The following is a 26,530-nucleotide window of genomic DNA, read 5'->3' as shown; positions in this document are numbered from 1 at the left end:
TGACAGGATATTCGATAGAAGAGTGAAGAGATTGGACGAACTTCGCGGTTTTTCCACATTGGGGCAAAAGGTCGAAGGAAAGCACTTGATTTGGTAAAATGAATAGATATTATAAAAGAAAAGGTGTTTGCATATGAAATCGTACATCATCGTCGGCGCAGGGATTCTCGGCGCGTCGGCTGCTTACCATCTTGTCAAATTGGGTGCCCGGGTCACGGTGATTGATCGTAAGGAACCTGGACAAGCGACTGATGCGGCGGCGGGGATCGTCTGTCCGTGGCTCTCGCAGCGCCGCAATCAGGATTGGTATCGGCTTGCTAAGGGAGGAGCACGGTACTATACGGATTTAATCCATCAATTGGAAGAAGACGGAGAAACGGACACAGGATACAAGCGTGTCGGTGCCATCAGCATTCATACTGATGCGTCAAAGCTTGATAAGATGGAGGAGCGGGCGTATAAGAGACGGGAGGATGCGCCGGAGATCGGCGGCATTACCCGCTTGTCCGCAAGTGAAACGAAAAAGCTGTTTCCGCTTTTAGCTGATGGCTATGAATCGGTTCATATCAGCGGTGCCGCCCGTGTGAACGGGAGAGCCCTGTGCCGATCACTTTTAAGCGCTGCAGAGAAACGCGGCGCAAAGATCATCAAAGGAAATGCGTCCCTGCTTTTTGAAAACGGAACGGTCACCGGCGTGCAAACAGACACACAGCAGTTTGCGGCTGACGCTGTAATTGTGACAGCAGGGGCATGGGCCAATGAGATTATGAAGCCTCTGGGCATTCATTTTCAAGTGTCCTTTCAGAAAGCGCAAATTATGCATTTTGAAATGACGGAAACAGATACAGGATCGTGGCCGGTGGTGATGCCGCCGAATGACCAGTATATTCTTTCGTTTGAGGACGGCAGAATTGTAGCAGGCGCCACCCATGAAAATGAGGCCGATCTAGATGATCTGCGTGTAACAGCCGGAGGACAGCATGAAGTCTTGAGCAAAGCGCTTGCAGCAGCGCCGGGCCTTGCTGACAGCACTGCTACGGAAACAAGAGTGGGCTTTAGGCCGTTTACACCGGGTTTTCTGCCGGTTGTCGGCGTCGTGCCGAACATCCAAGGGCTTTACGCCGCTAATGGTTTAGGCGCTTCGGGATTAACGATGGGGCCGTTCTTGGGTTCAGAGCTCGCAAAGCTAGTTCTCGGAAAGCAGACAGAAATAGACCTTAGCCCTTATAATCCAGCCGGAGCGTTGCATAATAAGTAAAAGCATAACAAACAAATAGTATAAAGCTGTTCTAGCTTTTCTTTTCTGTATGTGTTAGCATTTATCTTTAATGAAAAAGAGGACGTGAACTGATTTTGATAAAAATTGATATACCCGCACCGAATGTCACCATCACCGAACGACAGCAGTCAGCTAATGATAACGAGCCGAAAATAAAGGCGATTTACGGATTCATCGACTTTCACCAGATCCCAAGAGATAAAGGCGGCATCTTCATGTTTTATAACATTCACGATGAGCTGCTTTTTGTCGGCAAGGCTAGAAAGTTAAGACAAAGAATCAAGAAACACTTTGAAGACAATGTCTCACCGATCAAACATCACAGAGACGAAGTATATAAAATTGAAGTATGTGTAGTCGATGATCCAATGGAAAGAGAAATTTACGAAACATATATCATCAATACACAGCAATCGAAGTACAATATAGACAAGGCATTTTTTAAATAAGACGTCAGTCTGCGGATTGCACAGCGAAGCCAGAGCTTATGTTAAGTTCTGGCTTTTGATTTGGGCATTTTTCCGTATTATATCTAATTAAATTATTGAGAAATTTCAGAAAATAATATTGACAATCCTACCTCCGGACTTTAATATAACAATATATAATGTTATATAACGTTATATAATAAAAATAGGGAGTGAAGGATTTGAGTCAGGCCACAGCAAAAGTAAATCGTGAGGTTCAAGCTTTCTTGCAGGATTTGAAAGGGAAAACCATTGACCATGTATTTTTTGTCGCATGCGGAGGCTCTTCGGCCATTATGTATCCGAGTAAATATGTGTTTGACAGAGAGTCAAAATCAATCAACTCCGACCTTTACAGCTCGAACGAATTTATTCAACGCAACCCCGTTCAGCTTGGTGAAAAGTCTCTTGTTATTTTGTGTTCACACTCGGGAAATACCCCGGAAACGGTCAAAGCCGCTGCGTTTGCGAGGGGCAAGGGCGCACTTACGATTGCGATGACGCATGAGCCGGAGTCTCCTTTAGCGCAGGAAGCGCAATATGTTGCCCAGTACGATTGGGGTGGTGAGGCGCTTGCGATCAATACGAACTATGGCGTTCTGTACCAAATCGTTTTCGGCACCCTGCAAGTATTAGAAAACAATACAAAATTCCAACAAGCAATCGAAGGCTTAGATCAATTACAGGCTGTGTATGATGAAGCCCTTAAGCAGGAAGCTGGCAACGCGCAGCAATTCGCAAAAGCTCATGAAAAAGAAAGCATTATTTATACAATGGCAAGCGGTGCAAACTACGGTGTCGCTTACTCCTACAGCATCTGCATTCTCATGGAAATGCAATGGATTCATTCCCACGCCATTCATGCCGGAGAATATTTTCACGGACCGTTTGAAATTATTGATGAATCCGTGCCGTTTATCATCCTGCTCGGTTTAGATGAAACAAGGCCTCTTGAAGAGCGGGCGCTTACCTTCTCGAAAAAGTATGGCAAAAAGCTCACTGTGCTTGATGCCGCATCTTACGATTTCACTGCAATTGACGATTCAGTTAAAGGCTATCTTGCGCCGCTCGTTCTCAACCGTGTGCTGAGAAGCTATGCGGACGCGCTGGCAGAGGCGAGACATCATCCTTTATCTCATAGAAGATACATGTGGAAAGTTGAGTATTAATCTGAACATGCGGAACCATTATGCATTAGACTATAATGTTATATAACATTATAGTCTAATGTCCAGAGGAGGCCAACCCTTTGAAGAAAATGTTGTTGTTTTTGATCATTGCAGCTGTCAGTATGCTCACCATTGCGGGCTGTTCGAGCCAGGGCAGTTCAGCGGACGGAAAGGTGACATTGAAATTTTTCCATAGATGGCCGAAGGAGCCGGAAAAAAGTTATTTTGAAGAGGTTGTTAAGGAATTTGAAAAAGAGCACCCGGATATCGACATACAAATTGAAGCCGTTTTGAATGACTCTTATAAAGATAAAATTAAGGTTATGCTGGGAACCACCAGCCCTCCTGACATTTACTTCTCTTGGAGTGACGAGTTTGCTTTTAAATTCATCAGAGGCAATAAGGCACTTGATCTTTCGTCCTACTACAAAAACGATACAGATTGGTCATCACAGCTCGTTCATTCGCAAGTTACACCATTTACTTATGAAAACAAGCAATATGGCGTGCCATGGCAAATGGACGCTAAATCATTCTTCTATCATAAAGACATTTTTCAAAAGCTGAACCTTGATCCCCCGAAGACATGGGACGAATTCATCGATGTATCAAAGAAGCTGAAAGAAAATGGCTACACACCAATCAGCTTCGGAACAAAGGCGACTTGGACAATCTCGCACTATATCGGTACGCTCAATCAGCGGATGGTTGATGAAAAAACACGGGAAAAGGACTATAACGCCAAAACGGGTGAATTTACTGATGAAGGCTATGTAAAAGCACTTGAAAAGCTTCAGGAGCTGATGCCTTACTTCAATAAACATGTAAACTCCGTTGACCACGAATATGTGAGACAGCAGTTTAAGAGTGGAAAGTCGGCGATGATATATGCGGAAACAGCGGAAATCAAGCTGGTTGAACCAGTGAATCTGGGGATGTTCCCATTCCCTGATATCAGCGGGCAAAAAGGATCATCAGAAGCGTTAACGGGAGCGCCGGAAGGGTTCATGATTGCCTCAAAAACAAAACATCCGAAGGAAGCGGTGGCATTTTTGCAGTTTCTGACGTCGAAAAAAATGGGTGAAAAGCTCGTCAAAGATGTCGGGAAATACAGTGCGGTGCAAGGAACGGCTACCGAAGAAAATTCTACAGCCATTCAGCGTGAAGCGGTTCAGCAAATTGTTGATGCCAAATCAATGGTGCCATGGTTTGATATGGATGTTGATGTTGAAATCGCAGATGCGTACTTAACGAGCGTCCAGCAAATGCTCGGCGGCGACATGACACCGGAGCAGGTGATGAAAGCCGTTCAAAAGGCAGCGAAGCAAGTGAGGGCGTCAGCTGAATAAATCAAAGAAAAGGTGAAGCTTCGCACCTTTTCTTTTTATAAAGGAGATGAGATATCCTTGGTCAATCAGAATAAAATAATCCCCTATTTGTTTTTGGTGCCTGCTCTCGTTTTTTTACTTTTCGTTTATATCCCGATTTTTGAGAATGTCTTCCTCAGCCTGTTTCAATGGAGCTCTTTTTCTCCGGAAAAAACGTTTATCGGATTGAAAAACTATGTTGAATTATTTCATGATCCTGTCTTCTATCAGGCACTTACAAATAATGCGCTTTACGCAGTGATTTCTATTGTATGCCAGGTATTTGGCGGTTTGATTTTGGCGGCGGTGCTTGAGGATAAACTGGTCAGAAAATGGTCGCCGTTTTTTCGCACCGTTTTCTTTTTGCCGGTTGTCATCTCAATGACGGTGATCGCGCTTTTGTTTGATTTTATTTACAACCCTGAGACGGGGCTTTTGAATCAGCTGCTTCAGGCGGTCGGTCTTGATCAGCTGACGAGGGCTTGGCTCGGTGATAACAATACGGCTATGCTGTCTGTCATTTTTGTGTCTCAATGGCAATCTGTCGGTTATATTGCGATGCTGTACATTGTGTCGATTCAAAAAATACCGGATGAACTGTATGAAGCGGCGCGTCTTGACGGCGCGGGAAAAATTCAGCAGTTTTTTTACATTACCATTCCCCAGACGAAAGAGATGTCTTTTGTTGCGGTGGTCATGACGCTGACCGGCGCCTTTACGGTATTTAATGAACCGTACATATTGACAGGCGGCGGGCCGGGAAACGCTTCTGAAGTCTTAAGCACGTTTTTATATAAAAGCGCCTTTACAAAGGATATGATGGGCTATGCATCAGCGATTGCCACCGTGGTGTTAATCATTACGCTCACATTGTCGCTCATGCAAATGAAGCTCTTTAAAACCGGGAAGGAGGAGTAAGAGATGCTGCCTCAGAAGAAGACAGATTCGTTCAGATTGGAGCCTGTGCCTGACCGGCATATTGAGATGAAAAGAAAACCTAGACGGAAATGGTACATCGGAGAAACGTCTGTATGGATTTTCCTGTTTCTTTATCTGATTGCGATTGCCTATCCGCTTCTATGGATGGTGATGAGTGCTTTTAAAAACTCGGACGATATTTTTGAGCACAGCTGGTCGCTGCCGTCTTCGTGGCATCCGGAAAATTTTGTGTCGGCCTGGAATCAGGGGATTTCTTCTTATTTTATGAACAGTGTCATCGTCACGGCGCTTACGTGTGTAATCACTGTCTTGATCAGTGCATGGGCGGCGTACGGTCTTTCCCGGTTTGAGTTTAAAGGAAAAGGATTCTTTTTGGTGATTTGTCTTGGCGGTTTGATGCTGACGCCGCAGGTCAGTCTTGTGCCGCTTTATTCTATTATTCAGTCGCTGGGGCTTTACAACACGTATTGGGCTTTGATCTTGCCTTATGCGGCTTATCGGATCCCGTTCACCATCATTTTGATCCGCTCTTATTTTCTTTCTATTTCTAAAGAATTGGAGGAGGCGGCTTATTTAGATGGGTGTACGAGTTTTGGTATATTTTTCAGAATTTTCTTACCAATGAGTGTGCCGATTTTGGTGACATCCGGCATTTTGACGGCTTACCATACGTGGAATGAGTTTATGTTTGCGATTATTTTCATAGATGATGAGAATTTGCGGACCATTCCAGCGGGGCTGATGCAGTTCAGAGACGCGCTGCAGACAGATTGGGGCGTCCTGTTGGCGGGATTAACGATTTCAGCCGCGCCGATTATGATTCTATTTTTATTGATGCAAAAATATTTTGTCCGCGGGATTGCAAGCGGAAGTGTAAAAGGATAAAGGAGGAAGCACAATGAAATTGATTGCGGTTGGAGATAATGTTGTCGATTACTATCAGGACCAAGAAACGTTCTACCCGGGAGGAAATGCCTTGAACGTCGCTGTGCTTGCCAAACGGCTCGGGCATGAGGCTTCCTATATCGGAATCGTCGGCAATGATGAAGCCGCGGCGCATCTGCTGAATGTACTGAAATTGGAGCAGGTCAACGCGGATTATATCCGCCAGGCGCACGGAGAAAACGGAATGGCGATTGTCACCCTTGATGAACAGGGGGAACGGATCTTTGTCAGATCAAATAAAGGCGGCATTCAGTCCCGGCTCCGTCTTGTGTTTCAGGAGAAAGATCTAGCCTTTGTCAGCGGGCATGATCTGCTGCATACCAGTGTGTACAGCAAGCTTGAGAACGACCTTCCGCAGCTGTGCGGCCTGATCCCGGTCTCCTTTGATTTTTCAACCAATCGGGAGGATGATTATTTGAGGAAGGTTTGTCCTTATGTGACGCATGCGTTTTTTTCAGGAAGTGATTTGAGTGAGTCGGAGTGCGGTGAGCTTGCCAAAGCAGCTCATGGGTACGGAGCTAAAATCGTTTGTATGACCCGCGGGGGCCAAGGAGCGATCTTGTCTGCGGGAGACCGAATCTATCATCAGCCGATTGTTGAAACTGATATAATAGATACACTTGGAGCGGGAGATTCTTTTATAGCGGGCTTTTTGACTGCTTTTTGCGAGAAGCGGGACATCACGCATGCTTTGCGCCAAGCGGCGGAAACGGCTGCGAGAACATGCGGCGTGTACGGGGCATTCGGCTACGGCCATCCTTTTCGCTTGGAGGATGGGGGAAGCAGTGAAAAAACGAGAATACTATAAGCAGTGTCTCGTTTTTTATGCCGATTATGTGTAGGGGCTGTTGATGGTAAAAGTGACACGGTTTGTGTGCATCAAAAACAGTGAGCAGTAGATTGGCTGGTCGTTTGATGTAAAAGCTGTTTTATCGATTTCAAACAGCGCATCCCCGATATCGCAATCCAGGTATTTGCTTTCCTCCTGCTGGGCATATACAACGTTTAATAGTTTCGTATTGTGAGCAGGAACGACTTGATACTGTTGCTTTAAAATATCATGCATGGACACGCCGTCAGCTATAAAGGTATCAATGCCGGGAAACAAATCCAGTGGATAATGCGTCACTTCAAAGGTGAGCGGCTGGTCATCGTTATATAAAATCCGTTTTAATTCAACGACAGGGCTCTCGGGATTGATTTGCAGTTTTTCGGCAATGGGTTTTGCCGCCGGAATGATTTCGTGGGACAGCACCTGATGCTTCGGTTTTTTGCCAGTTGATTCCATAAATTCCGAGTAGCCGTTTACTGCGATCAGCTCCCGTTTTAATTTAGGGCTTTTAACGAACGTTCCCTTTCCTTGCTGCCTGATAAGATAGCCTTCTTCGACTAAATCGAGAATGGCTTTCCTGACGGTAATGCGGCTGACATGATACTTGCTGCAAAGCTCGCTTTCGGTAGGTAGCTTGGCGGTTGGGGAATATACGCCCTTTTTGATGTCATCAGTGATGATTTGTTTTAGCTGAATGTATAAAGGTGTAGAACTTCCGTTGTTTAACAAAGGGTAGCCTCCTTTTAACCTATTATTCATATTATAATGTATTATGACGTTATAATACAAATTTACATTTTTTATTTTAGAAATATAGCAAAAATGGGAATTGATTACTCTAAAAATAACAGAAAGACTGGGTTGTTTCCAGTGACGAAATAACAGATCAAAAGATAGGGGGAATGTCTGATGGCTTCATTAACATTTGAGCATGTCAAAAAAGCATATTACTCTCAATTAACGGTGAAGGACTTTGATTTAGATGTAAAGGATAAGGAGCTTTTGGTGCTGGTGGGGCCGTCAGGATGCGGAAAATCGACCACGCTGCGGATGGTGGCGGGACTGGAGAGCATCTCTGAAGGCCACCTCCTCATTGATGGGGAACGGGTCAATGATCTTCCGCCGAAAGAACGTGATATTGCGATGGTATTCCAAAACTACGCGCTTTATCCGCATATGACGGTTTTTGATAATATGGCGTTTGGATTAAAGCTCAGAAAGATGCCGAAACAGGAAATTACAGAGCGGGTCCATGCGGCAGCCAGAATTTTAGAGATTGAACATTTGCTGAAGAGAAAACCGAAGGCACTCTCCGGCGGGCAGCGGCAAAGGGTGGCGCTTGGCAGATCGATTGTGAGGGAGCCGAAGGTCTTTTTAATGGACGAGCCGCTTTCCAATCTGGACGCAAAGCTGAGAGTGACAATGCGGACAGAAATCAGCAAGCTGCACCAGCGTTTAGAGGCAACCGTCATTTATGTCACGCATGACCAGACCGAAGCGATGACGATGGGCGATCGGATTGTCGTGATGAATGAAGGGGAAATCCAGCAAGTGGCGAAACCTCATGACATTTATCATTACCCGGCAAATCTGTTTGTCGCAGGCTTCATCGGCTCCCCGGGAATGAACTTTCTGAAAGGCGTGATAGAAGAACGGCATGGCGAGCTGTTTTTCATAAACCCTTCGATCCGGCTTCATATTCCTGAAGAAAAAGCGAAGCGGCTTAAGGAAAAGGGATATGCCGGAGAACAGATGATTGCCGGCATCCGGCCGGAGCATATCACAAAATTGACGGGACATGATCAGTTGTTTGATGCAGTGTTTAAAGCGAAGGCGGAAGTGAATGAAAACTTGGGAGCGGAGCTGATTGTGCATGTCACGGCTGGGGACGAGCGGCTCACGGTCCGCATGGACGGAAACACGCGAATCGCCGCAGGCGATTCGATCCAGCTGGCGGTGAAAATGGATCACGTCGTCTTGTTTGATGCGGAAACGGAAAAAGCTGTGTATTAAGAAAGGTGCTCCTGTTGAGGAGCACCTTTTTCTTACGGCCAAATGTCGTCGGCCCATTCAGGATGGTCGATAAAAGGATTGCGGTTGTGCTGATATTTCTCATAAATGATTTCATTTCTTTTCCGTTCGCGGTCGTCAACCGGATCCTGCCTATTCCATTCGAGGAGGACAGATTGTTTTCCGTGATAAGGGACTGAGCCGTTGCCTGTTTTATCATTCAGTTCAAGATCAGGGTACCCGTCATCACCTTCGTAACGGACTGCCATGTAAAACAGCATGCGGGCGACATCGCCCTTCACATCATCGCGGGGCTCCCATGAGTCTCCGTCATAATAATTTCCAGGTGCTTTGGCATGTTCTGTGCCGCCGTTGTCAAAATCCATATTTCCTCTGGCACTGTTGACTTGGACATCAGCCGGGCGCAAATGGTGAATGTCGGTGCCAGGCCCCTTGCTTGTGCCAAAATTACCATGGGATTTCGCCCAAACGTGCTCGCGGTTCCAATCGCCGACATTGCCGCCATTCAGGTTTTTCGACCGCGATTCATTCGTATAGAGCAGGATGACGTTATTTCGGTTTTTTGGGTCTTCATCGGTTTCTTTCAGCGCGTTCCATACTTCGCTGTATGACAGCGTCGTGTGTCCGCTGATGATGCGGTGCAGGGCGCTTTTTAGCGATTCACCTGACTTTCCTTCAGCCCCTTCATAATAGGTATCTGTGTCAGCGTAGGGTGCAGCGGGAGCGGCTAATGAGAGAAGCCCCCCGGTTTCTGAAAAGGAAGAAGCCAATCGTTCATTCAGGATCAGTGCGGTTTGCGTGCTTGCTGAGGCGGCGGGCGCAAACCATCCGGAAATCAGTAACACAAAGACGAGCGGCAGAAATCTTGCTATTTTGGTCATCACTTGCCCTCCTTTTATCAGATCATGTCTATTATCTAAAATTGAAATAAAGGATAGAAGTGTTATTTTGTATATTTTTCATTAAAATTGTAAATTAGTCCCTTTGGAGGAGGCGGATATCCACTGTTCCAATATCTTTAGGCCTCGTTTTTGCATATTGGCTCTCTCCCTTACCGTGTTTTCTTTTGACTTTACATGAAAACAGCCCTGAGAGGTAGAGTGTTTTCTGGCCGTTATGCTGCTGGATAGATACTGTGACTAAAAAATAAACGTTTTTTTGGTTAATCTGCCAATGAACTATCCGTGTTCCTCCTTCTATAATGAAGTCACCATAACGGCCAGAGGGGGGAGTACATGGAAAAGCAGAAGCTTTCAGTCAAAAACAGCATCACAGATTATATTGAATGGCTCGCCCAATACGGCACATCCGCGGACGGCGGCGTGACGAGGCTTTTGTATACAAACGAATGGATGGATGCGCAGCTTGCCGTGAAGACTGAAATGTCGGCATTTGGGCTTGAAACAAGATTCGACGATGTCGGCAATGTGTTTGGAAGGCTTTCGGGCACCCAGTCTCCGGATGAGGTCATTTTAACCGGTTCACATATCGATACCGTCCTCAATGGAGGAAAGTATGACGGCGCCTATGGCGTTCTTGCGGCAATGCTCGCGATCAAGCAGCTCAAAGAAACGTACGGAGCACCGAAAAAAACACTCGAAGCTGTCTCCTTATGTGAGGAGGAGGGCAGCCGTTTTCCAATGACCTATTGGGGATCGGGGAATATGACTGGTGTTTTTTCTGTACAGGATGCAGAAGAACCGAGAGACGAATCAGGTGTTTCTCTGCAAACAGCGATGTATGAGTGCGGTTTTGGTAAAGGTGAGTATCAGGCGGCCTGCAGGACAGATATCAGCGCCTTTGTCGAGCTTCATATTGAACAGGGTCAGACATTGGAAATGTCAGGCCGGGATCTCGGCATTGTGACAAGTATTGCGGGGCAGAGGCGATATCTCGTCACGCTGGAGGGGGAATGCAATCACGCGGGAACGACCTCTATGAAATGGCGCAAAGACCCCCTGGCAGCCAGCAGCCGTATCATTCATGAGCTGCTGCTGCGGTCGGAGGAGCAGCCGGATGAGCTCCGTCTGACATGCGGAAAAATAATGGCAGAGCCCAATGTGGCCAATGTCATACCGGGCCGCGTGCAGTTTTCAATCGATATTCGCCATCAGCATCAGCACGTGCTGGAGCAATTTCATAATGACATGGCCGCTTTGATCAACGGCATTTGCCATCAAAAAGGGATTCGTGCCATAAATGATGAATATATGCGGATAGAGCCTGTGCCAATGGACGAAAGGCTGAAGGCTGCGGCTCTTGAATCAGCGGCAGAAAACGGTCTCAGCTGTGAAGAAATGGTGAGCGGAGCAGGGCATGACGCGCAAATGATCGGAAGACGCTATCCGGCTTGTATGCTGTTCGTGCCAAGCCGCGGCGGCATCAGCCACTCACCGAAGGAATATACCTCAGCCAGACAGCTTGAGAACGGCGTCCGCGCATTGGCTGATTTATTATACAGACTGGCTTACTGATAAAGGGAGGAATGGCTGTGTCACGCAGAAAAGAATTATGCACCCCGTTAAGAACGATTATGACGCCGGGACCTGTGGAGGTAGATCCGCGTGTCTTAAGAGTGATGAGCACCCCGGTTGTCGGCCAATTTGATCCAGCGTTTACAGGTATCATGAATGAAACGATGGAAATGCTCCGGGAGCTGTTTCAAACGAAAAACCGCTGGGCATACCCGATTGACGGCACTTCACGGGCGGGAATCGAAGCGGTGCTGGCGAGTGTGATTGAGCCGGAAGATGATGTGCTCATCCCCATTTACGGGCGCTTCGGTTATTTGCTGACTGAAATTTCCGAGCGGTATGGAGCCAATGTTCATACGCTTGAGTGTGAGTGGGGAACGGTTTTTGACCCGCAGGACATCATACGGGAAATGAAAAAAGTGAAACCGAAAATCGTGGCGATGGTGCATGGGGAAACATCGACAGGGCGGGTTCACCCGCTGGAAGCAATCGGCGAAGCCTGCCGCGCCCAGAATGCATTGTTCATCGTCGATGCAGTTGCGACGATTGGCGGCTGCGAGGTCAAAGTCGATGATTGGAAGATTGACGCGGCCATCGGCGGCACGCAAAAGTGCTTGTCTGTTCCATCGGGAATGGCACCAATTACATATAATGAGCGGGTGGCAGATGTGATTGCGGCTCGAAAAAAGGTGGAGCGCGGGATTGCGACACAAGCTGACAGGGCAACGCTTTCGGGGAACCGGCCGATCACAAGCAATTATTTTGATTTGAGCCAGCTTGAGGATTATTGGAGCGAAAGACGGCTCAATCATCATACTGAAGCAACGACGATGCTGTACGCCTTGCGTGAGGGTGTCAGGCTGACGCTTGAAGAAGGTCTTGAAGCCCGCTTTGAGCGGCATCGCCACCATGACGCTGCATTAGCAGCAGGGATTAAGGCAATGGGGCTGAAGCTGTTTGGAGATGACAGCTGCAAAATGCCTGTTGTCACCTGTGTAGAAATCCCTGGCGGCATTGACGGCGAGTCTGTCAGGCATATGCTTTTGGCACAATTCGGCATCGAAATCGCCAGCTCATTCGGTCCGCTCGCGGGAAAAATCTGGAGAATCGGCACGATGGGCTACAGCTGCAGAAAAGAAAACGTGCTGTTCGTGCTTGCCGGGTTAGAAGCTGTGCTGCTGAGGCATGGCGCAGGGATCGAAGCAGGAAAAGCGCTCCAAGCGGCGCTTGATGTGTATGAAAATGCTGGCCGTCAGACAGCGGTATAAAGAAAAGCTTGCGGAATGCCGCAAGCTTCAGCGTGTCGACAAACCCTCGCATTCGTTGTCAAGGCTGTGCTTCGGTGCTCACGAATTTCAATATTCGCTGTGCTCCGATGCTCGCCTTTCCTAGACTACAAGGGTTTTCAATCACGCTGGATGACAAAACCCTAAAACCATAAACCGTTTTAGGATTTTGTCAACAATCGAAGCTTGCGGGAACGCCGCAAGCTTTTTTAGTGATACGAATTCGCTTTTTCTCTAATCTGATTTTCTTCGTTTGACTCTTTTTACAAATCCTCTTTCCCCGTGTTGCATTTTCTAACGAAGTATGAGTCATTTTTTCTTCCATTAGCTAATCTTTATACAAATGCTGAACTTGTTGTTTCTTACAGCGATTATTGAGAGGAGGATGCAGCATTGGGAAATCTGCACATGATGGTAGATGCGCTCCTTGAAGAGCAGGAAGAGGCTGTGCTGGCGACAATTGTTCAAGTTGAAGGCTCCGCATATCGAAAAGCAGGTGCCTCTATGCTCTTTAAGAAAAATGGGGAACGGGTCGGCCTGCTGAGCGGCGGGTGTGTGGAAGAAGATTTACGCCACAGAATCAGTGAGCTGGGAGATCAGCTGACGTCAGTGCTGATTCCCTATGACATGCGGGCGGAGGACGATATGTCCTGGGGCATGGGAGCCGGATGCAACGGCGTAATTCATATTCATGCGGAGCGAATCACTCAGGAAAAAAGACGGCACTTTGATAGAGTGAGGGACTGCCTTCATTCAGGCAAAGCTGTCACAGCCGTTACGCAGCTTGACTCCTCCCATTATTTATTTTTGTCTGAGAACACGCATTTCGGGAATTGGCCGGACGCGCCTCTGCAAGACATTCACCGTACCGCTTCAACGCTTCATTTACCGCATTTCGATTCATCAACCAACTTGTTTATTCAGCGAATTGAGCCAAAGCCGCGTCTCATTCTGTTTGGGGCGGGACCGGATATTGTGCCGCTCGCTAATTTGGCGGCGGATACAGGGTTTTCTGTTATCGTGACAGATTGGCGTCCCGCTTATTGCACATCCTCTCTATTCCCAAAAGCGGATCGGCTGATCACCGCTTTTCCGGAACAAATGCTCAGTGAATTTCAGTTTGATCCGCATGATGCCGCTGTTGTAGCGACCCACCATTTTCAGCACGATCAAACGATCATCGACTTCTTATTTTCTCGAAAGCTTCATTATATCGGACTGTTGGGTTCGGCAAACCGCACGAAGCGGCTGCTGAACGGAAAACAGCCGCCGGCTCACTTTTACAGTCCGGTCGGGCTGAAAATCGGTTCGGAAGGGCCCGAGGAAATTGCTGTCAGCGTTGTTGCAGAAATCATTCAAACGAGAAAGCGGGTGGGGGCTGTATGAGAAACCCCTATATTATCGGAGTGTTTCTGGCCGCCGGCAAAAGCAAAAGAATGGGCCAAAACAAGCTGGCTTTGCCGTTAAAAGGAGAAACCATCGGATCGCTTTCTTTGAAAACCGCTCTTTTGTCCCGCCTTGATCACGTGCTGATCGTCGAGAGGACTGAACATGCTTCCTTTGAGTGGATGGGAGCGTCATATCACGCGTCGCCATTTCGAGAACGCTGGAGCCTGCACGTTTGTCAAGACGCTGAAAAAGGCCAAGGGCATTCAGTCAGCAGCGGGGTGAGAAAAGCAGAAAGCATGGGAGCGGACGGCGTTGTCATTTTGTTAGCCGACCAGCCGCAGCTTTCCGTCGATCATCTTAATGCCCTTGTGGCAATGGCTTCTAAGTCATTTGCCGTATCATCATCCTTAGGCGCGCTCACCCCGCCAATCTATTTCTCATCGGCTTGTTTTCCTTATATAAAGGAGTTAAAGGGAGATGAGGGGGCTCGCAGGCTCCTGAAAAGCGGGCAGCTTGGAACAGGAGCGGTTTTGGAGGCAAAGGAAAGCGCGGAGTTGAAAGACATTGATACACCGGAAGAATACGAAATGGTAAGGAGGGCGATGGTTTGAACGGCCAAGTGACAAAAACAAGAATGACTCTTCAATTATGGAGGCCGGAAGCGCTTGATGAGGCCTATTCACTTTTAGAGAAGCATGCCCCGGATGTGTGTGCCGCATCGGGCAGCACACTGCTTCAGCTTCAGTGGGACAAAGGGATTCTTCCGAAACAGCACCTCGTCAGTCTTGAAGGAATTAACGAGATGAGAGGGATCACCGCCAGCGGCACCCACCTGTCGATCGGGGCGCTCACAACGCTGAATGAATGCAGAAAGAATCCCCTGATCAAAAGTGCACTTGGTTGTTTCAGCGACGCTGCTTCCGTTGTCGCCGCCCCCGGAATCCGTAGCAGGGCCACGATTGGCGGCAACATCGCGAGTAAAATCGGCGATTTGATTCCGCTCATGCTGGTCCTTGATGCTGAGCTTATCGTGTATCAAAAGAAACTGATCAGGCTGTCGCTTGGCAATTGGCTCATAGATGAAGACTTTAGAACTGCTATCGTCACGCGTATCATCATTCCGCGTGCGGAGAAAGAGCGTGTGTTTTACCGCAAGCTTGGGAGGCGGCAGGCTTTTACAGGCGCGGTTGCTGTGGCAGCTGGACGTTTTTTGAAAGACGGCGGCATTCGGCTCGCCGCTGGCCATGCCGATATCACACCGGAAAGATTAATGGAAAGCGAAGCGAAATGGATGGCGCCACGGTGGAATCCGCACGAGCTGTACGAAACCATCATCCATGAGCTGCCTTTTTCCGCAGATGCTTTTATGTCAGCGGCATACAGAAAAAAAGCCGCGGCCAACGTCATCATGGCAGAGCTGCTGGCTGAGGGAGGAGAAAAATGATCATCAACAAACCGTCAAGAGTGAGACCGGATGGAAGGGGAAAGGTCACAGGTGAATTGAAATATATGACCGATCTCAGCTTTCCCGGAATGCTATATGGCAAAGTGCTGAGAAGCGCTTATCCTCATGCAGAGATCGTGTCGATTTGCACCAAAAAGGCTGAAGAAATGGAAGGTGTGCGGGCGGTTGTCACTCATCAAGACGTTCCCGGATCAAACCGCTTTGGCATTGTCATCCCTGACCAGCCGGTTTTATGTGAGGACAGGGTGCGATTTGTTGGGGATGCGATCGCCGCAGTGGCTGCGGAAACGGAAGAAATTGCGGAAGCGGCGCTGGAGCTGATTCGCGTTGAATATAAAGAACTGGAGATCATTGATTCACCGGAAAAAGCGCTTCGGCCGGACGCGCATAGACTGCACGAGGACGGGAACATCCTTCACCGTGCGTTTTTTTCACACGGCGATGTGAAAGAAGGCTTCCAAGCATCTGACACAGTCCTTGAAGAAACCTACGAGCTGCCGCGGCAGATGCATACATATATGGAAACGGAAGGAGGCGTAGCCGTTCCAAAAGAAGATGGGGGCTTTACGATGTATGCAGGAACACAGCACGGCTATAAAGACCGTTTCCAGCTTGCCCGTATTTTTGACATTCCCGAAGAGAAGATTAGGGTTGTGTCTAGTCCGATGGGCGGCTCGTTCGGCGGAAAGGATGAGCTGAATATCCAGCCGTATGCCGCGCTTTTGGCACTGAAAAGCGGACTTCCTGTCAACATTCATCAGACCAGAAAGGAATCTGTACGTTCTGGAATTAAGCGCCATCCGATGAAGATTACGATAAAAACGGGAGCGGATCAAGCAGGAAAGCTATTGGCTCATGATGTGAAAATTGTGGCGGACACAGGCGCTTACGCTACGCTTGGACCGGCCGTTCTTGATTTTTCTGTCGAGCATGCCGCGGGTCCGTACCGCATTCCAAATATTCGGACTGAAGGGATCTCTGTGTTTACGAACAACGGGGTGGCGGGCGAATTTCGGGGGTTTGGCGGCAATCAAATCACATTTGCGCTCGAAACCCATCTTGATCGCCTCAGCGGCTTGCTCGGCATCGATCCGCTGGAGCTGAGAAGAAAAAATATCAGACAACCGCATGATCTGGGGCCGCTTGGGCATCGGATTGCACCGACTGACGGAGCGGCGCAGGTTTTGGACGTCATTTCTGAATCTCCTATTCTCACAAGAAAACGTGTGAACTCCGGGTATATACGAAGAGGCAAGGGAGCGGCCATTACGATGCACGGCGGCGGGCTGGGATATGGCCGAATGGATGCGGCGGGAGGCCGTTTATCTCTTTCAAGTGAAGGCAAAATCACAGCTTCATTCGGATTTGAAGAATGCGGACAGGGGATTCTAGCGGCGATTGAACATATTGTCATTGAGGAGCTGGGCTGTGCGGCTGAGGATATTTCCATTGTCATTGGGGATACCGCAAAAGCGCCGAAGTCAGGTTCCTCCACCGCATCCCGTGGCACAAGCATGGTGTGGCACGCGATCCAGCGTTTGAAGAAGCCATTCCTTTCTCGATTGAAAAAACGGGCCGCAGAATGGAGCGGCTGTGCGGAGGAAATCCTTATTTTAGGCGCCGCAGGCTTGCGTGACAAAAACACAAAGGAGCTCGTGGTGACGTATAAGAAGCTGGCTGAAAAAGGCCCTTTGGCAGAGGAAACCGAATTTGATTTTCCGACAACGCCTGATCCTGTGGTCGGCGGGCATTTTCTCTACGCATTTGGCGCGGCTGCTGTTGAGGTGGAGGTTGATCTATTAACAGGCTATGTCAGAGTGATAGATTGTGAACACGCTATTGCAGCAGGTCCGGTTGTCAGTCCGCAGGGCTATCGGGGACAAATTGAAGGCGGCGCTGTTATGGCGCTCGGCTATACGCTGATGGAGGAAGCCGAAATGACGGACGGCCGTTATGCGGCGGAAAACCTCGACCAGTATATCATTCCCGGTGTGAAGGATGTTCCTGAAATGAAGCTGACTGCAATAGAAGAGCTGATGGAAGGCGATTCCCACGGCCCGCGCGGCGTCGGCGAAATCGGAACAATCGCCATCACCCCGGCGATTGTAAAGGCTGTGCACAATGCGGTCGGATGCTGGATAAACAAGCTGCCGATTTCTAGAGAAGAGCTGCTTGACGCGATAGACAGAAAGGGGATGAAGCAATGGACATAAAAGAAGCTGGGCTATTTCCTATAAAAAAGGAACAGTTCCGGATGACCGTAAATGGGCAGGAGCGGGAGATTGCAGCCGTTCCCGCGACACGTCTGAGTGACCTGCTTAGAAAGGAATTTCAGCTGACCGGGACAAAGGTATCCTGCGGAATCGGCCGCTGCGGAGCGTGCTCCATCCTAATCGACGGAAGGCTGGCCAATGCGTGCATGACGATGGCCTATCAAGCAGACGGCCACTCCATTACCACCATCGAAGGGCTTCAAAAAGAAGAACTGGATATCTGCCAAACCGCTTTCTTGGAAGAAGGCGGCTTCCAATGCGGCTACTGCACTCCGGGCATGACGATTGCGCTTAAAGCGCTGTTCGAGGAAAACCCGCATCCCGCAGATGAAGAGATAGAAGAAGGGCTGGCGGGGAATTTGTGCCGGTGTACCGGGTATGGCGGAATTATGCGGTCGGCTTGGAGGATTAAAAGAGAATTGCGTGATGGGAAAAAATGAAGTCCGGCTTTTAAAGTCGGACTTCATTAGTCTGAAAAATTGATTTATAAATTGTAAGACGATCAAGAGGTTTTCCCTCATTTACTTTCTCGACTACAATACTAGACACTGTATCTTGCAATAGTTGCTTCTTTTCTGAGTCAGTCATATCACCCCAGGATTCTATTAAATCGAGTATTACCTGTTTATCTACTTTAGCTACCAGCGTTATTTTTTCAAGTATCTTAAATTCTTCCTTTAGCTCATTTCCCTAGTTCTTTCTGGATTTTTTCCTTTTTATTTTTGTCTAAAAATTGTTCCTCAAGGATATCAATTTCATTTTATGGAAGGAGCAGTTTCTGCCTTCTGCTTATGATGGTAGTTTACTGTTATTAAAATTTTCTTTTTGAGAAAACCAATAATAGGCTTTAAACAAAAGATCTCTAAAAAACACTTTAATATTAACGTTCTTTGATAGTTGCTGTAACTCTTCTTTGAGTATCACCTTCTATAGCTCTACTAATAAGTTTATATTTCTCATTTTTATTAAGCCATACGTCTGTTGATTCATAGGAGTTGTTACCACCTACTATAAAGGATTTTACTAAAGTACCATCCGATTTTTCTAGTTGGCACCCGCCACCCATACTATTAAGGTCTCCACCCATATATTCGCAAGTGAATTTCATATATTTTCCGGAACCTTCTATAACTAAACCAGCATAGGGGCTATTATTGTATGAGTATGCACTACCACCACTTATAGCATTAGCAGGTATAGCAAAAACAATTGAAGCTAGAATAACTGTGAAAATTAAAGAGAATAGTTTTTTCATTTTTCAACACTCCTATTTTTTATGAATTATTTTTTATGTTATCTTTCTTTAATAGTTGCAGTTACATAAGAACCGTCCGGTGAAAACCAATCGTTATCAGCTTGCATTATATAAGTTTTACCTTTGTTCAGCCATACGTCGGTACTATCAGTTTTGTCCCATGGTGAGACGTTAAGATGAGCACTATCAGATCCGCCAACTTCATACAAGTCACAGTAACCGGCACCTTCCCCTTGACTAGAACCTGTATATGCACAAGTGAATTTCATATATTTTCCTGATCCTGTAATCGTTATACTTTGTGCAGAATTTTGATATTTGTAAGATGTTACACTTCCTGTCGTTGAAGTTGCACTAGCTGATAATGAAAATGTTGATAAAGAAAGGAACACTGTTAGTGCCAAAAGAGTTTTCTTTTTTTTCATGGTCATTCTCCTTTTTGTTTTATTAGGATTTATATATTCAACAATAAATAACAATTAACCTCTTTTTGGAAAAAATATTCGAAAGGAGAAATAAGATGCTTATGAACAAATGTCATTTATTCCGGAAGTGAATAAAAGGATGTGCGCAACACGTTCATTAGTAGATCATTAAAAGTTCAAGCTGTAAATAGGAGAGAGCAAAAAGAAAAGGGAGTCATTGGGCTGTTCCCGCAGCTACGGAAAAGCAATGAATATAATGAGCTGAAAGTTAAGCAAATTGATAGAGCTTTAGAGAATTGCCTAGATGAACTTCAATTACAGATCGTAAAGATGAAATACCTCTCACCCAAGCAAAGAACGGATACAGATATCTATATGGAGCTTGGCATAAAATCGGATAAGTTTTATATGTAAAAAAAGCATACTATTAATGGTATTGCAACAGCTCTTGGGATAATCTAAGGTCTGTTTTTTTTGTGTCCTTAGACGTCAACTCTGTATTAAGATCCACAATTGCGAATAATCGTTAGTAGGATAATAGCCGATGCTTTTTACACTGGTGTACTTAATTGTTGCGCGTTAAAATTGCAATAAATTGAAAAAAGGGATGGAATAATGACTAAATAAAATTGGATTCAAAGGGGGGTTAATCATGAAAACGAATCATAAGAAGAAAGAAGTTCAACAAAAGTATAGAGAAGAAATTAAAAAGAAGAAACAAGAGCAAGAAGATGACAAAAATTATTTTAAAGAAGCAATTATTGGTGTAACGATAATTGTGTTGTTTATCTTTTTGAACTATACGCTTCAGGGATTTTAAAAGGAAGTCCCTTTTTATATGTAAATACTAATTGGTAATAATGAACTGTAAGACATAACTACCGATTATGGTAAACACGGTGGATGATATAACAAATCTGGACCAATGTTTATATTTCCCCGGTTCAGAAGCGTTCTCAGGTAGATTAGGAACCACACAGCAAAAACGCCATAAAAACTTCTCATGGCGTCTGTCGAACAGGAGGTGCTCACACACGGAGGAGTTAGGCAAAGTTACACTTAATAACCACCGAAGAAAGAAGTTCCAACAATGATTAACAAAATGAATAGCACCACGAGTAAAGCGAAGGAGCTGCCATATCCGTTTGAGTAACCCATATTGCCACCTCCTTAGTGAGGATAGTATAAGATATGCCAAACGATCATTTTCGACATAGATTTAAGTCTAAAAAAGAGAAAATGAATATTTTGTCTAAAGGTGTAAGAGAGAACGCATAATCAATAACTATTAAACATGCAGCTATTGCCCTCAAAGCATTTGTTTGAGGAAATTCCGCATCTGTCTGCTTTTTCTCGAAGACCATTCGCCTGAAAAATTAATGATTGTATCAGATTGACCTATACTTTAGAATGACTAATTATATTCTGAAAATTTTATCAGGGGTGGTTATATGAAAACGATTGGTCTTATTGGCGGGATGAGTTGGGAATCTTCAGCTGAGTATTATCGAATCATTAATGAAGAAATAAAAAAGAAATTAGGGGGGCTGCATTCGGCGAAATGCCTTTTATACAGTGTTGATTTTAAGGAGATTGAACACTATCAGTCCGAAGGGGCTTGGGATCAAGCCGGTGCAGCTTTAGGGGAAGCTGCGAGATCATTAGAAAAAGCCGGTGCAGATTTTATAGTAATATGTACAAATACCATGCATAAAGTAATTGGCTATATCCAAGAAATGATCACTATCCCTATTTTACATATTGCAGATGCAACTGCCGATCAAATCACTAGACAAGGTATTCGTTCGGTAGGATTACTTGGTACTAAGTATACGATGGAACAAGATTTTTATAGATCACGTATTGAGTCTCACGATATCAATGTCATTGTGCCTAGTGATGAGGAAAGAGAATTAATCAATCATATTATTTATCAGGAACTATGTTTGGGGGAAATCAAACAGTCGTCCAGAAACATGTATAAGAAGATGATCAATCATTTGGTGGATCGGGGAGCAGAAGGGATTATTCTCGGATGCACTGAAATTGGTTTATTAGTAAAGGCAGAGGATTCTAAAGTGCCATTATTTGATACGGCTTTCATCCATGCTCAAACAGCAGTGAATACATCTCTTTCGATTTAGCTGTGTGTTTTGTCAAGTGAAAAAAGTGTCATCAAACAATGATTGAAACGCAAAAACAAATTCAAAGAGGAGAATGCCTGTATGAATTTAAAAAAGGCGTAATCATTATTTTTGCTGTTGTTTCACTTGACCGTAATCAAACGTGAAAAGTTTATAAAGATCATATAGAAGCCCGCCTCATCGGCGGACTTCCTTCTCTAACTCCCCTTATACACCTGATAACCAAACGGTGACAGCAAAAGTGGGATATGATAATTCGCATCTGGATCTGCAAGCTGAAAACGGACGGTGACAATCGTTAAAAACGGCTGATCGACAGAGCTCATGTTTTGACTCGCAAAATAGTCTCCTACATGAAACTCCATCACATACTCTCCAGACACCAGCTCTTCACCAGCCAGCAGCGGAGCATCGACTCTGCCGTCATTGTTGGTAAATGCCTCTTTAATAAGGTCGGCCTCTTCGCCCGGCCACTTCAACTCAATTTTTACGTTCGCCGCGGGTTTGCCGCAGGTTAAATCCAAGATATGGGTTGTCAGCTTTCCCATCAGGCCTTCAGACTCCCTGATTCTTTTTCGGCTTTCTGTTTTTCTTTCTCGGCGTCTTCTCTTGTTACGGTAAAGCGCTGGAAACCGAATGGCGGGCGCGGTTCGGTGTAGACTTTTCCTTTGGAACCCGAAATCTCTTCAACGACGATGTCCCATGTGTGATTTTGAGATTGGAAGCTGACATCAGTGAGCTGCGGGAATCTCGTTAATATTCTGCAGCCGATATGATAGATTAAGTTTTGGATTGAAGGAGTTTCGAGCTCGTGAAAAACGGTGCTAGCCAAGTCGCGGACTTGCTCAGCAGCGACGTAGCGGGCGGGATCAGAAGCGCGGGCGTCATCTGTGTTTTCGTACTGCCAGCCGATGTTTAAATAGACAAACAGCGGGCGGTTGCCGTCTTCAGGTAGAGTCGTATATTCGTCTCGAATAAAGCCAACGAAGGAATTGCCGCTCACTTTGACGAGCTGAAGATCCATGATTTCGCTATACTGCTCTCTGATCGTTATGGTATCTCCGGTTCGTTCCGCTTTCAGGACAGACCGCGCCCGTTCATTTCGCGACCTTCTGAAGACGAGCCGGCTTGTGCCGAGCTCTTGCTCCTCATAGGCAGGCATCGCCTCAAACGGAATGTCTTCACCTATCAGAGTGATCGTGTCCATATGAGAATAGGTATCTAAAAACCGGTGAGCCACATCGTGTAAGAATCCTTCGGTTGTCGTTCCTTCATAGGAGGCGAGATGGCGCTGAATAAAGTTTTTCATTGAATCTGTAGCCACGACGAGGGTATTGTCTCCATCTGTAAATGATGGCAGGAAGGCATCTCCACCAATCTCACATGTCACATCAACACCGACAACGGTATTGTCTCTCCCGGTAAAAGATGACTCCGGGATTTGCTTCACTCCTGTAAGCGGCTTTAAAAACGTTCGGTATGCAAATACATTTCCTTTGCCGTAAGACATGGTTCTTTTCATTTGCGTCTCTCCTTTTTCAGTGATCATATCCGCCAGCCGAAAGCGGGCGATGCGGTAAATTTCCTCAAGGGCCTGCTGGAACTCCGTTTCACGTTCGTTCTCAAGCCTTGCCAGCAAGGCTTGGTGAATGTCCTGTTTTGTCTTTCCTTTTACCGCTAAAATAAAAGGAAAGCCGAAGCGTTCATGATAGTGTTCGTTTCGCTTGAGAAATTCCTCGTATTCCCGCTGTTCCAGTTTGCTGAGCCCCGCGTTTCGCTGCTCTCTTACTGAGGCAGTGCTCATTGTTTTCTTTGTTCCGAGTCGGGGGTGCTTGTTGATTAAATCGAGCTGTGTCTGGCGGTCAGCTGCTTTTACAACACCGGCCATTTTGCGGTGAAGGTCAGAAAGGGAAGAAAACGGCCCCAATGCCGCGGCTTTCTCCGCAATCCAAGAGGAGTGTTCGAAAATAGGTTTAAGCGTGTCTGTTAGTGTTTGTGTATCCATTTGGTTCAGGTCATCCATTGTGAACAAGGGCATCTTCCTTTACGTTGTGATTTCAGCGCCATCCGGCTGTTTCGTTTGAAAAAAAGCGTGCAGTGCAATTGCCGTTAAACTGCCGATCACAATTCCGCTTCCTGCCAAGACTGAGGCTGCACCCGGAAGAGATGAAAACAATGCGGGAACTGTTGCGGCGCCAAGCCCTAAGCTGACGGAAGAGGCAATGATCAGCAGGTTGTCTTGTGAATCGAGGTCAACACTGGAAAGCATGTTGATCCCGTAAGTAATAACCATGCCGAACATGACAATCATCGCGCCGCCGAGAACGGGGTTCGGGATCACTGTTGTCAATGCTGCGGCTTTCGGAACCAGTCCAATTGCGATCAGCATCATTCCTGTGATCGCGATGACGTCGACAGTTTTCATTTTTGAAAGCTGAACGATACCGACATTTTGCGAGAAGGCTGTATAGGGAAACGCGTTAAATAAGCCGCCAAGCATAATCGCAAGGCCTTCCGCCCGGTAGCCCTTTTCGAGATCCTTCTCCGACAGCCTGCGGTTTGTGATATCGGCGAGCGCAAAGTAAACGCCTGTTGATTCAACCAGACTGACAATGACAACGAGAAGCATCGTGAGAACAGCCGGCAGCTCAAAGGTTGGCGGGCCGAAATAAAACAGAGACGGAACATGAAGCCAGGACGCCTCCATGACGTCGGAAAAATCGACTTTTCCCATAAAGAATGCAGCCGTTGTTCCTGCGATAAGGCCGAATAAAATGGCTATGGAGCGGATAAAGCCTTTAAAGAAATAAAACAGCAATAAGATAAAACTAGTGACCCCAAACCCGAGGAGCACGTTGTCCAGTGAGCCGAAGTCTTTGCTGCCTTCACCGCCGGCCAGGTTATTCATGGCCGTCGGAATCAGGCTGATGCCGATGATCATGACGACTGAGCCGGTCACGACAGGCGGAAAAAAACGGACAAGCTTTCCGAAGAAGCCGGCGGCAAAGACAACAATCAGTCCTGCGGCGATAATCGCACCGTATATCGCTGAGACACCGTATGTGCTGCCGATGGAAATCATCGGGCCGACTGCGGTAAACGTACATCCGAGCACAACGGGAAGGCCGATGCCGAAATACCGGTTTTTCCAGAGCTGCAAAAGAGTCGCCGCTCCGCACATGAACAAATCGATGGCGATTAAATACGTGAGCTGTCCCGCATTCAGCCCGATCGCCGCTCCGACGATCAGCGGAACGAGAACCGCGCCTGCATACATGGCAAGCATATGCTGCAGCCCGAGCATCGTTAGTTGAAAGGCATTGTGCTGTTCCTTCATCCTTTCTACACCTCTCTTTCTATTGCAAGCGTATGGTCTAATACCGGAAGTTCCGTTTTCTGCGCTGTTTTTTCTTTTTTGCCGCGCAAGCTGAAAAATAGATTTAAAACGATGGCGGTCAGGCTTCCGGTGATGGTTCCGTCACTGACCAGAATCCGGATCGGAGCGGGGAATCCAGCGAAAATTGCGGGTACCGTACTGGCACCGATGCCGAGTGCGAGTGAGCATGCGATGGTTAGAAGATGATATTGATTTTTGAGATCCACTGTACTCAGCATTTTGACGCCGGATGCAATCACCATGCCGAACATGACGACGGTCGCACCGCCTAGGACGGCTGCAGGAACGGCGGAAGCAAGGGCAGCAATTTTCGGAATCAGTCCGAGACAGATAAGGATACAGCCAGCGGTAATGACGATATTTCTCGTTTTTACTTTTGTCAGCTGTAATAAACCGGCATTTTGCGCAAAGGTATTATAGGGAAAGGCGTTGCACAACCCGCCGATGAGAATGGCGATTCCTTCCGCCCGGTAGCCTTTGACAAGGTCGTTTTCGGTTAGCGGTCTGCCGCATATTTTTCCAATCGCGTAGAACACGCCGGTTGATTCTACAATAATGACGATTCCAACAATCAGCATCGTTAAAATCGGGCCGATTTCAAATGAAGGAGCTCCAAAGTAAAATGGCTTCGGGATGTGAAAGAACGGTGCTTCTATAACAGAAGAAAAGCTGACTTTGCCCATGATGGCTGCTGCCGCTGTTCCGGCAGCGATTCCAATCAGAACGGACAGCGTTCGGGCAAATCCTTTGAGAAAGCGGTTGAGGATCAAGATCAAGACAAGGACACCGACAGAGAGAAGAAGGTTTTCGAGCGAACCGTATTCGGGGTTGGCGCTGCCGTTTATTTTTTCGCCACCAGCCATATTTTTCACACCTGTCGGAACAAGTGAAAGGCCGATTAAGGTTACAACAGTACCTGTTACGACAGGAGGGAATAACCCGGTCAGCTTGCCGAAAAAACGCGCAAACACAAAGATGAAAACTCCTGTCGCGATGATTGAACCGTAAATCGCTTGAACGCCGTAATTCGCGCCGATGGCAATCATCGGGGTGACGGCCACAAATGAACTGCCGAGCATGACGGGAAGCCCGATGCCGATATATGCTCCGCGCAAGGTTTGCAAAAGCGTCGCGACGCCGCACGTTAACAGGTCAATCGCCAACAAATAAGACAGCTGGCCAGACGTTAAATTCAGCGCCCTGCCGACAAGCAGGGGCACCAAAATCGCACCTGCATACATGGCCAGCACATGCTGCAAGCCAAGAGTAAACACTGCAAACGATTTTTGTTTCACTATAGTCCCCTCCTTTTATATGTGAACTTTAGTAACATGATAGCGTGCCGATTGTCGGCTGTCATTGGATACAGTAGCTGAAAAAGGCAGGTATTATT

Annotated in this window: 26 protein-coding genes and 2 pseudogenes; 18 read left to right on the top strand and 10 right to left on the bottom strand. The window is 46.7% G+C overall.

Translation table 11 applies throughout. From position 1 onward, the window contains the following. Nucleotides 1–133 precede the first annotated feature (133 nt). From ACY3LV_RS09580 to ACY3LV_RS09550, 7 genes are all read left to right on the top strand, one after another. The gene (locus ACY3LV_RS09580; RefSeq protein ID WP_464863684.1) at nucleotides 134–1,258 is read left to right on the top strand and encodes an NAD(P)/FAD-dependent oxidoreductase; all 1,125 of its coding nucleotides are present in this window, start codon (nucleotides 134–136) and stop codon (nucleotides 1,256–1,258) included. A 95-nt stretch (nucleotides 1,259–1,353) separates the two neighbouring features. Beyond that, nucleotides 1,354–1,728 (top strand): nucleotide excision repair endonuclease, encoded by a 375-nt coding sequence (locus ACY3LV_RS09575; protein WP_464863683.1) that lies wholly within the window; start codon nucleotides 1,354–1,356, stop codon nucleotides 1,726–1,728. Nucleotides 1,729–1,928: 200 nt separating this feature from the next. After that, nucleotides 1,929–2,915, top strand: coding sequence for a fructosamine deglycase FrlB (frlB, locus tag ACY3LV_RS09570; protein WP_464863682.1), 987 nt, complete (start codon nucleotides 1,929–1,931; stop codon nucleotides 2,913–2,915). Between the two features lie 80 nt (nucleotides 2,916–2,995). Further along, the gene (locus tag ACY3LV_RS09565) at nucleotides 2,996–4,264 is read left to right on the top strand and encodes an ABC transporter substrate-binding protein (protein ID WP_464863681.1); all 1,269 of its coding nucleotides are present in this window, start codon (nucleotides 2,996–2,998) and stop codon (nucleotides 4,262–4,264) included. Nucleotides 4,265–4,321: 57 nt separating this feature from the next. Beyond that, nucleotides 4,322–5,200: a carbohydrate ABC transporter permease gene (locus tag ACY3LV_RS09560; RefSeq protein WP_464863680.1), complete on the top strand. Its 879-nt coding sequence runs from the start codon at nucleotides 4,322–4,324 to the stop codon at nucleotides 5,198–5,200. A 3-nt stretch (nucleotides 5,201–5,203) separates the two neighbouring features. After that, a complete protein-coding gene (locus ACY3LV_RS09555; RefSeq protein WP_464863679.1) occupies nucleotides 5,204–6,106 on the top strand; it encodes a carbohydrate ABC transporter permease in 903 nt (300 codons plus the stop codon). Between the two features lie 13 nt (nucleotides 6,107–6,119). Further along, on the top strand, nucleotides 6,120–6,974 hold the full coding sequence (locus tag ACY3LV_RS09550; protein WP_087991054.1) for a fructoselysine 6-kinase: 855 nt from the start codon (nucleotides 6,120–6,122) through the stop codon (nucleotides 6,972–6,974). Nucleotides 6,975–6,998: 24 nt separating this feature from the next. On the opposite strand, the gene frlR is transcribed toward ACY3LV_RS09550, so the two are convergent. Next, nucleotides 6,999–7,727: a transcriptional regulator FrlR gene (frlR, locus tag ACY3LV_RS09545; protein WP_148964033.1), complete on the bottom strand. Its 729-nt coding sequence runs from the start codon at nucleotides 7,725–7,727 to the stop codon at nucleotides 6,999–7,001. A 180-nt stretch (nucleotides 7,728–7,907) separates the two neighbouring features. Between frlR and ACY3LV_RS09540 the strand changes: the two genes are divergently transcribed. Continuing rightward, nucleotides 7,908–9,011 (top strand): ABC transporter ATP-binding protein, encoded by a 1,104-nt coding sequence (locus tag ACY3LV_RS09540; protein ID WP_464863678.1) that lies wholly within the window; start codon nucleotides 7,908–7,910, stop codon nucleotides 9,009–9,011. 32 nt (nucleotides 9,012–9,043) lie between these two features. Here the strand turns inward: ACY3LV_RS09540 and ACY3LV_RS09535 are convergent, their stop codons facing one another. Beyond that, complete coding sequence (locus tag ACY3LV_RS09535) at nucleotides 9,044–9,910, bottom strand: endonuclease I family protein (RefSeq protein WP_464863677.1); 867 nt, start codon at nucleotides 9,908–9,910, stop codon at nucleotides 9,044–9,046. An 81-nt stretch (nucleotides 9,911–9,991) separates the two neighbouring features. Beyond that, nucleotides 9,992–10,063: pseudogene (locus ACY3LV_RS09530) on the bottom strand (hypothetical protein); the annotation flags it as partial. A gap of 201 nt (nucleotides 10,064–10,264) precedes the next feature. Between ACY3LV_RS09530 and allC the strand changes: the two are divergent. From allC to pucE, 7 genes are all read left to right on the top strand, one after another. Continuing rightward, nucleotides 10,265–11,503 (top strand): allantoate deiminase, encoded by a 1,239-nt coding sequence (gene allC, locus ACY3LV_RS09525; protein WP_464863676.1) that lies wholly within the window; start codon nucleotides 10,265–10,267, stop codon nucleotides 11,501–11,503. Nucleotides 11,504–11,520: 17 nt separating this feature from the next. After that, nucleotides 11,521–12,771, top strand: a complete 1,251-nt coding sequence (pucG, locus tag ACY3LV_RS09520; RefSeq protein ID WP_464863675.1) for a (S)-ureidoglycine--glyoxylate transaminase — start codon at nucleotides 11,521–11,523, stop codon at nucleotides 12,769–12,771. Nucleotides 12,772–13,182: 411 nt separating this feature from the next. Further along, nucleotides 13,183–14,175 (top strand): XdhC family protein, encoded by a 993-nt coding sequence (locus tag ACY3LV_RS09515; protein WP_333560830.1) that lies wholly within the window; start codon nucleotides 13,183–13,185, stop codon nucleotides 14,173–14,175. Next, nucleotides 14,172–14,789 (top strand): xanthine dehydrogenase accessory protein PucB, encoded by a 618-nt coding sequence (gene pucB / locus ACY3LV_RS09510; RefSeq protein ID WP_333560829.1) that lies wholly within the window; start codon nucleotides 14,172–14,174, stop codon nucleotides 14,787–14,789. The genes ACY3LV_RS09515 and pucB overlap by 4 nt, the downstream gene beginning before the upstream one ends. After that, nucleotides 14,786–15,622, top strand: coding sequence for a xanthine dehydrogenase subunit C (gene pucC / locus ACY3LV_RS09505; protein ID WP_464863674.1), 837 nt, complete (start codon nucleotides 14,786–14,788; stop codon nucleotides 15,620–15,622). Before pucB ends, pucC begins: the two co-directional genes overlap by 4 nt. After that, complete coding sequence (gene pucD, locus ACY3LV_RS09500) at nucleotides 15,619–17,856, top strand: xanthine dehydrogenase subunit D (RefSeq protein WP_464863673.1); 2,238 nt, start codon at nucleotides 15,619–15,621, stop codon at nucleotides 17,854–17,856. The genes pucC and pucD overlap by 4 nt, the downstream gene beginning before the upstream one ends. Next, the gene (gene pucE, locus ACY3LV_RS09495) at nucleotides 17,847–18,356 is read left to right on the top strand and encodes a xanthine dehydrogenase subunit E (protein WP_464863672.1); all 510 of its coding nucleotides are present in this window, start codon (nucleotides 17,847–17,849) and stop codon (nucleotides 18,354–18,356) included. Before pucD ends, pucE begins: the two co-directional genes overlap by 10 nt. Before the next feature lie 440 nt (nucleotides 18,357–18,796). Here the strand turns inward: pucE and ACY3LV_RS09490 are convergent, their stop codons facing one another. Beyond that, the gene (locus ACY3LV_RS09490; protein WP_061187999.1) at nucleotides 18,797–19,171 is read right to left on the bottom strand and encodes a hypothetical protein; all 375 of its coding nucleotides are present in this window, start codon (nucleotides 19,169–19,171) and stop codon (nucleotides 18,797–18,799) included. A 38-nt stretch (nucleotides 19,172–19,209) separates the two neighbouring features. Beyond that, the gene (locus tag ACY3LV_RS09485; RefSeq protein ID WP_333560825.1) at nucleotides 19,210–19,596 is read right to left on the bottom strand and encodes a hypothetical protein; all 387 of its coding nucleotides are present in this window, start codon (nucleotides 19,594–19,596) and stop codon (nucleotides 19,210–19,212) included. 109 nt (nucleotides 19,597–19,705) lie between these two features. Here ACY3LV_RS09485 and ACY3LV_RS09480 point away from each other — a divergent pair. Then, nucleotides 19,706–20,010: pseudogene (locus ACY3LV_RS09480) on the top strand (ArpU family phage packaging/lysis transcriptional regulator). A 238-nt stretch (nucleotides 20,011–20,248) separates the two neighbouring features. Beyond that, nucleotides 20,249–20,416: a hypothetical protein gene (locus tag ACY3LV_RS09475; RefSeq protein ID WP_333560824.1), complete on the top strand. Its 168-nt coding sequence runs from the start codon at nucleotides 20,249–20,251 to the stop codon at nucleotides 20,414–20,416. 239 nt (nucleotides 20,417–20,655) lie between these two features. Here ACY3LV_RS09475 and ACY3LV_RS09470 read toward each other — a convergent pair whose 3' ends face one another. Continuing rightward, nucleotides 20,656–20,754: a YjcZ family sporulation protein gene (locus ACY3LV_RS09470; RefSeq protein ID WP_333560823.1), complete on the bottom strand. Its 99-nt coding sequence runs from the start codon at nucleotides 20,752–20,754 to the stop codon at nucleotides 20,656–20,658. A gap of 293 nt (nucleotides 20,755–21,047) precedes the next feature. On the opposite strand from ACY3LV_RS09470, the gene ACY3LV_RS09465 reads away from it, so the two are divergent. Further along, nucleotides 21,048–21,740, top strand: a complete 693-nt coding sequence (locus ACY3LV_RS09465) for an aspartate/glutamate racemase family protein (protein ID WP_087993337.1) — start codon at nucleotides 21,048–21,050, stop codon at nucleotides 21,738–21,740. A gap of 197 nt (nucleotides 21,741–21,937) precedes the next feature. Here the strand turns inward: ACY3LV_RS09465 and uraH are convergent, their stop codons facing one another. The 4 genes from uraH to ACY3LV_RS09445 are packed head-to-tail and all read right to left on the bottom strand — an operon-like array spanning nucleotide 21,938 to nucleotide 26,432. Then, nucleotides 21,938–22,288: a hydroxyisourate hydrolase gene (uraH, locus tag ACY3LV_RS09460; RefSeq protein WP_464863671.1), complete on the bottom strand. Its 351-nt coding sequence runs from the start codon at nucleotides 22,286–22,288 to the stop codon at nucleotides 21,938–21,940. Next, nucleotides 22,288–23,772 carry a factor-independent urate hydroxylase gene (gene pucL, locus ACY3LV_RS09455; RefSeq protein ID WP_333560821.1) on the bottom strand — a complete coding sequence of 495 codons (1,485 nt, stop codon included), beginning with the start codon at nucleotides 23,770–23,772 and terminating at the stop codon, nucleotides 22,288–22,290. Before pucL ends, uraH begins: the two co-directional genes overlap by 1 nt. A 12-nt stretch (nucleotides 23,773–23,784) precedes the next feature. Then, nucleotides 23,785–25,077 (bottom strand): nucleobase:cation symporter-2 family protein, encoded by a 1,293-nt coding sequence (locus ACY3LV_RS09450; RefSeq protein WP_333560820.1) that lies wholly within the window; start codon nucleotides 25,075–25,077, stop codon nucleotides 23,785–23,787. 5 nt (nucleotides 25,078–25,082) lie between these two features. Next, nucleotides 25,083–26,432, bottom strand: a complete 1,350-nt coding sequence (locus ACY3LV_RS09445) for a nucleobase:cation symporter-2 family protein (protein ID WP_333560819.1) — start codon at nucleotides 26,430–26,432, stop codon at nucleotides 25,083–25,085. Nucleotides 26,433–26,530 lie beyond the last annotated feature (98 nt).

The sequence above is a fragment of the Bacillus sp. 11C genome (assembly GCF_055486375.1).
The sequence above is the reverse complement of the archived record's forward strand: the minus strand, read 5'-3'. Positions and strand labels throughout refer to the sequence as shown.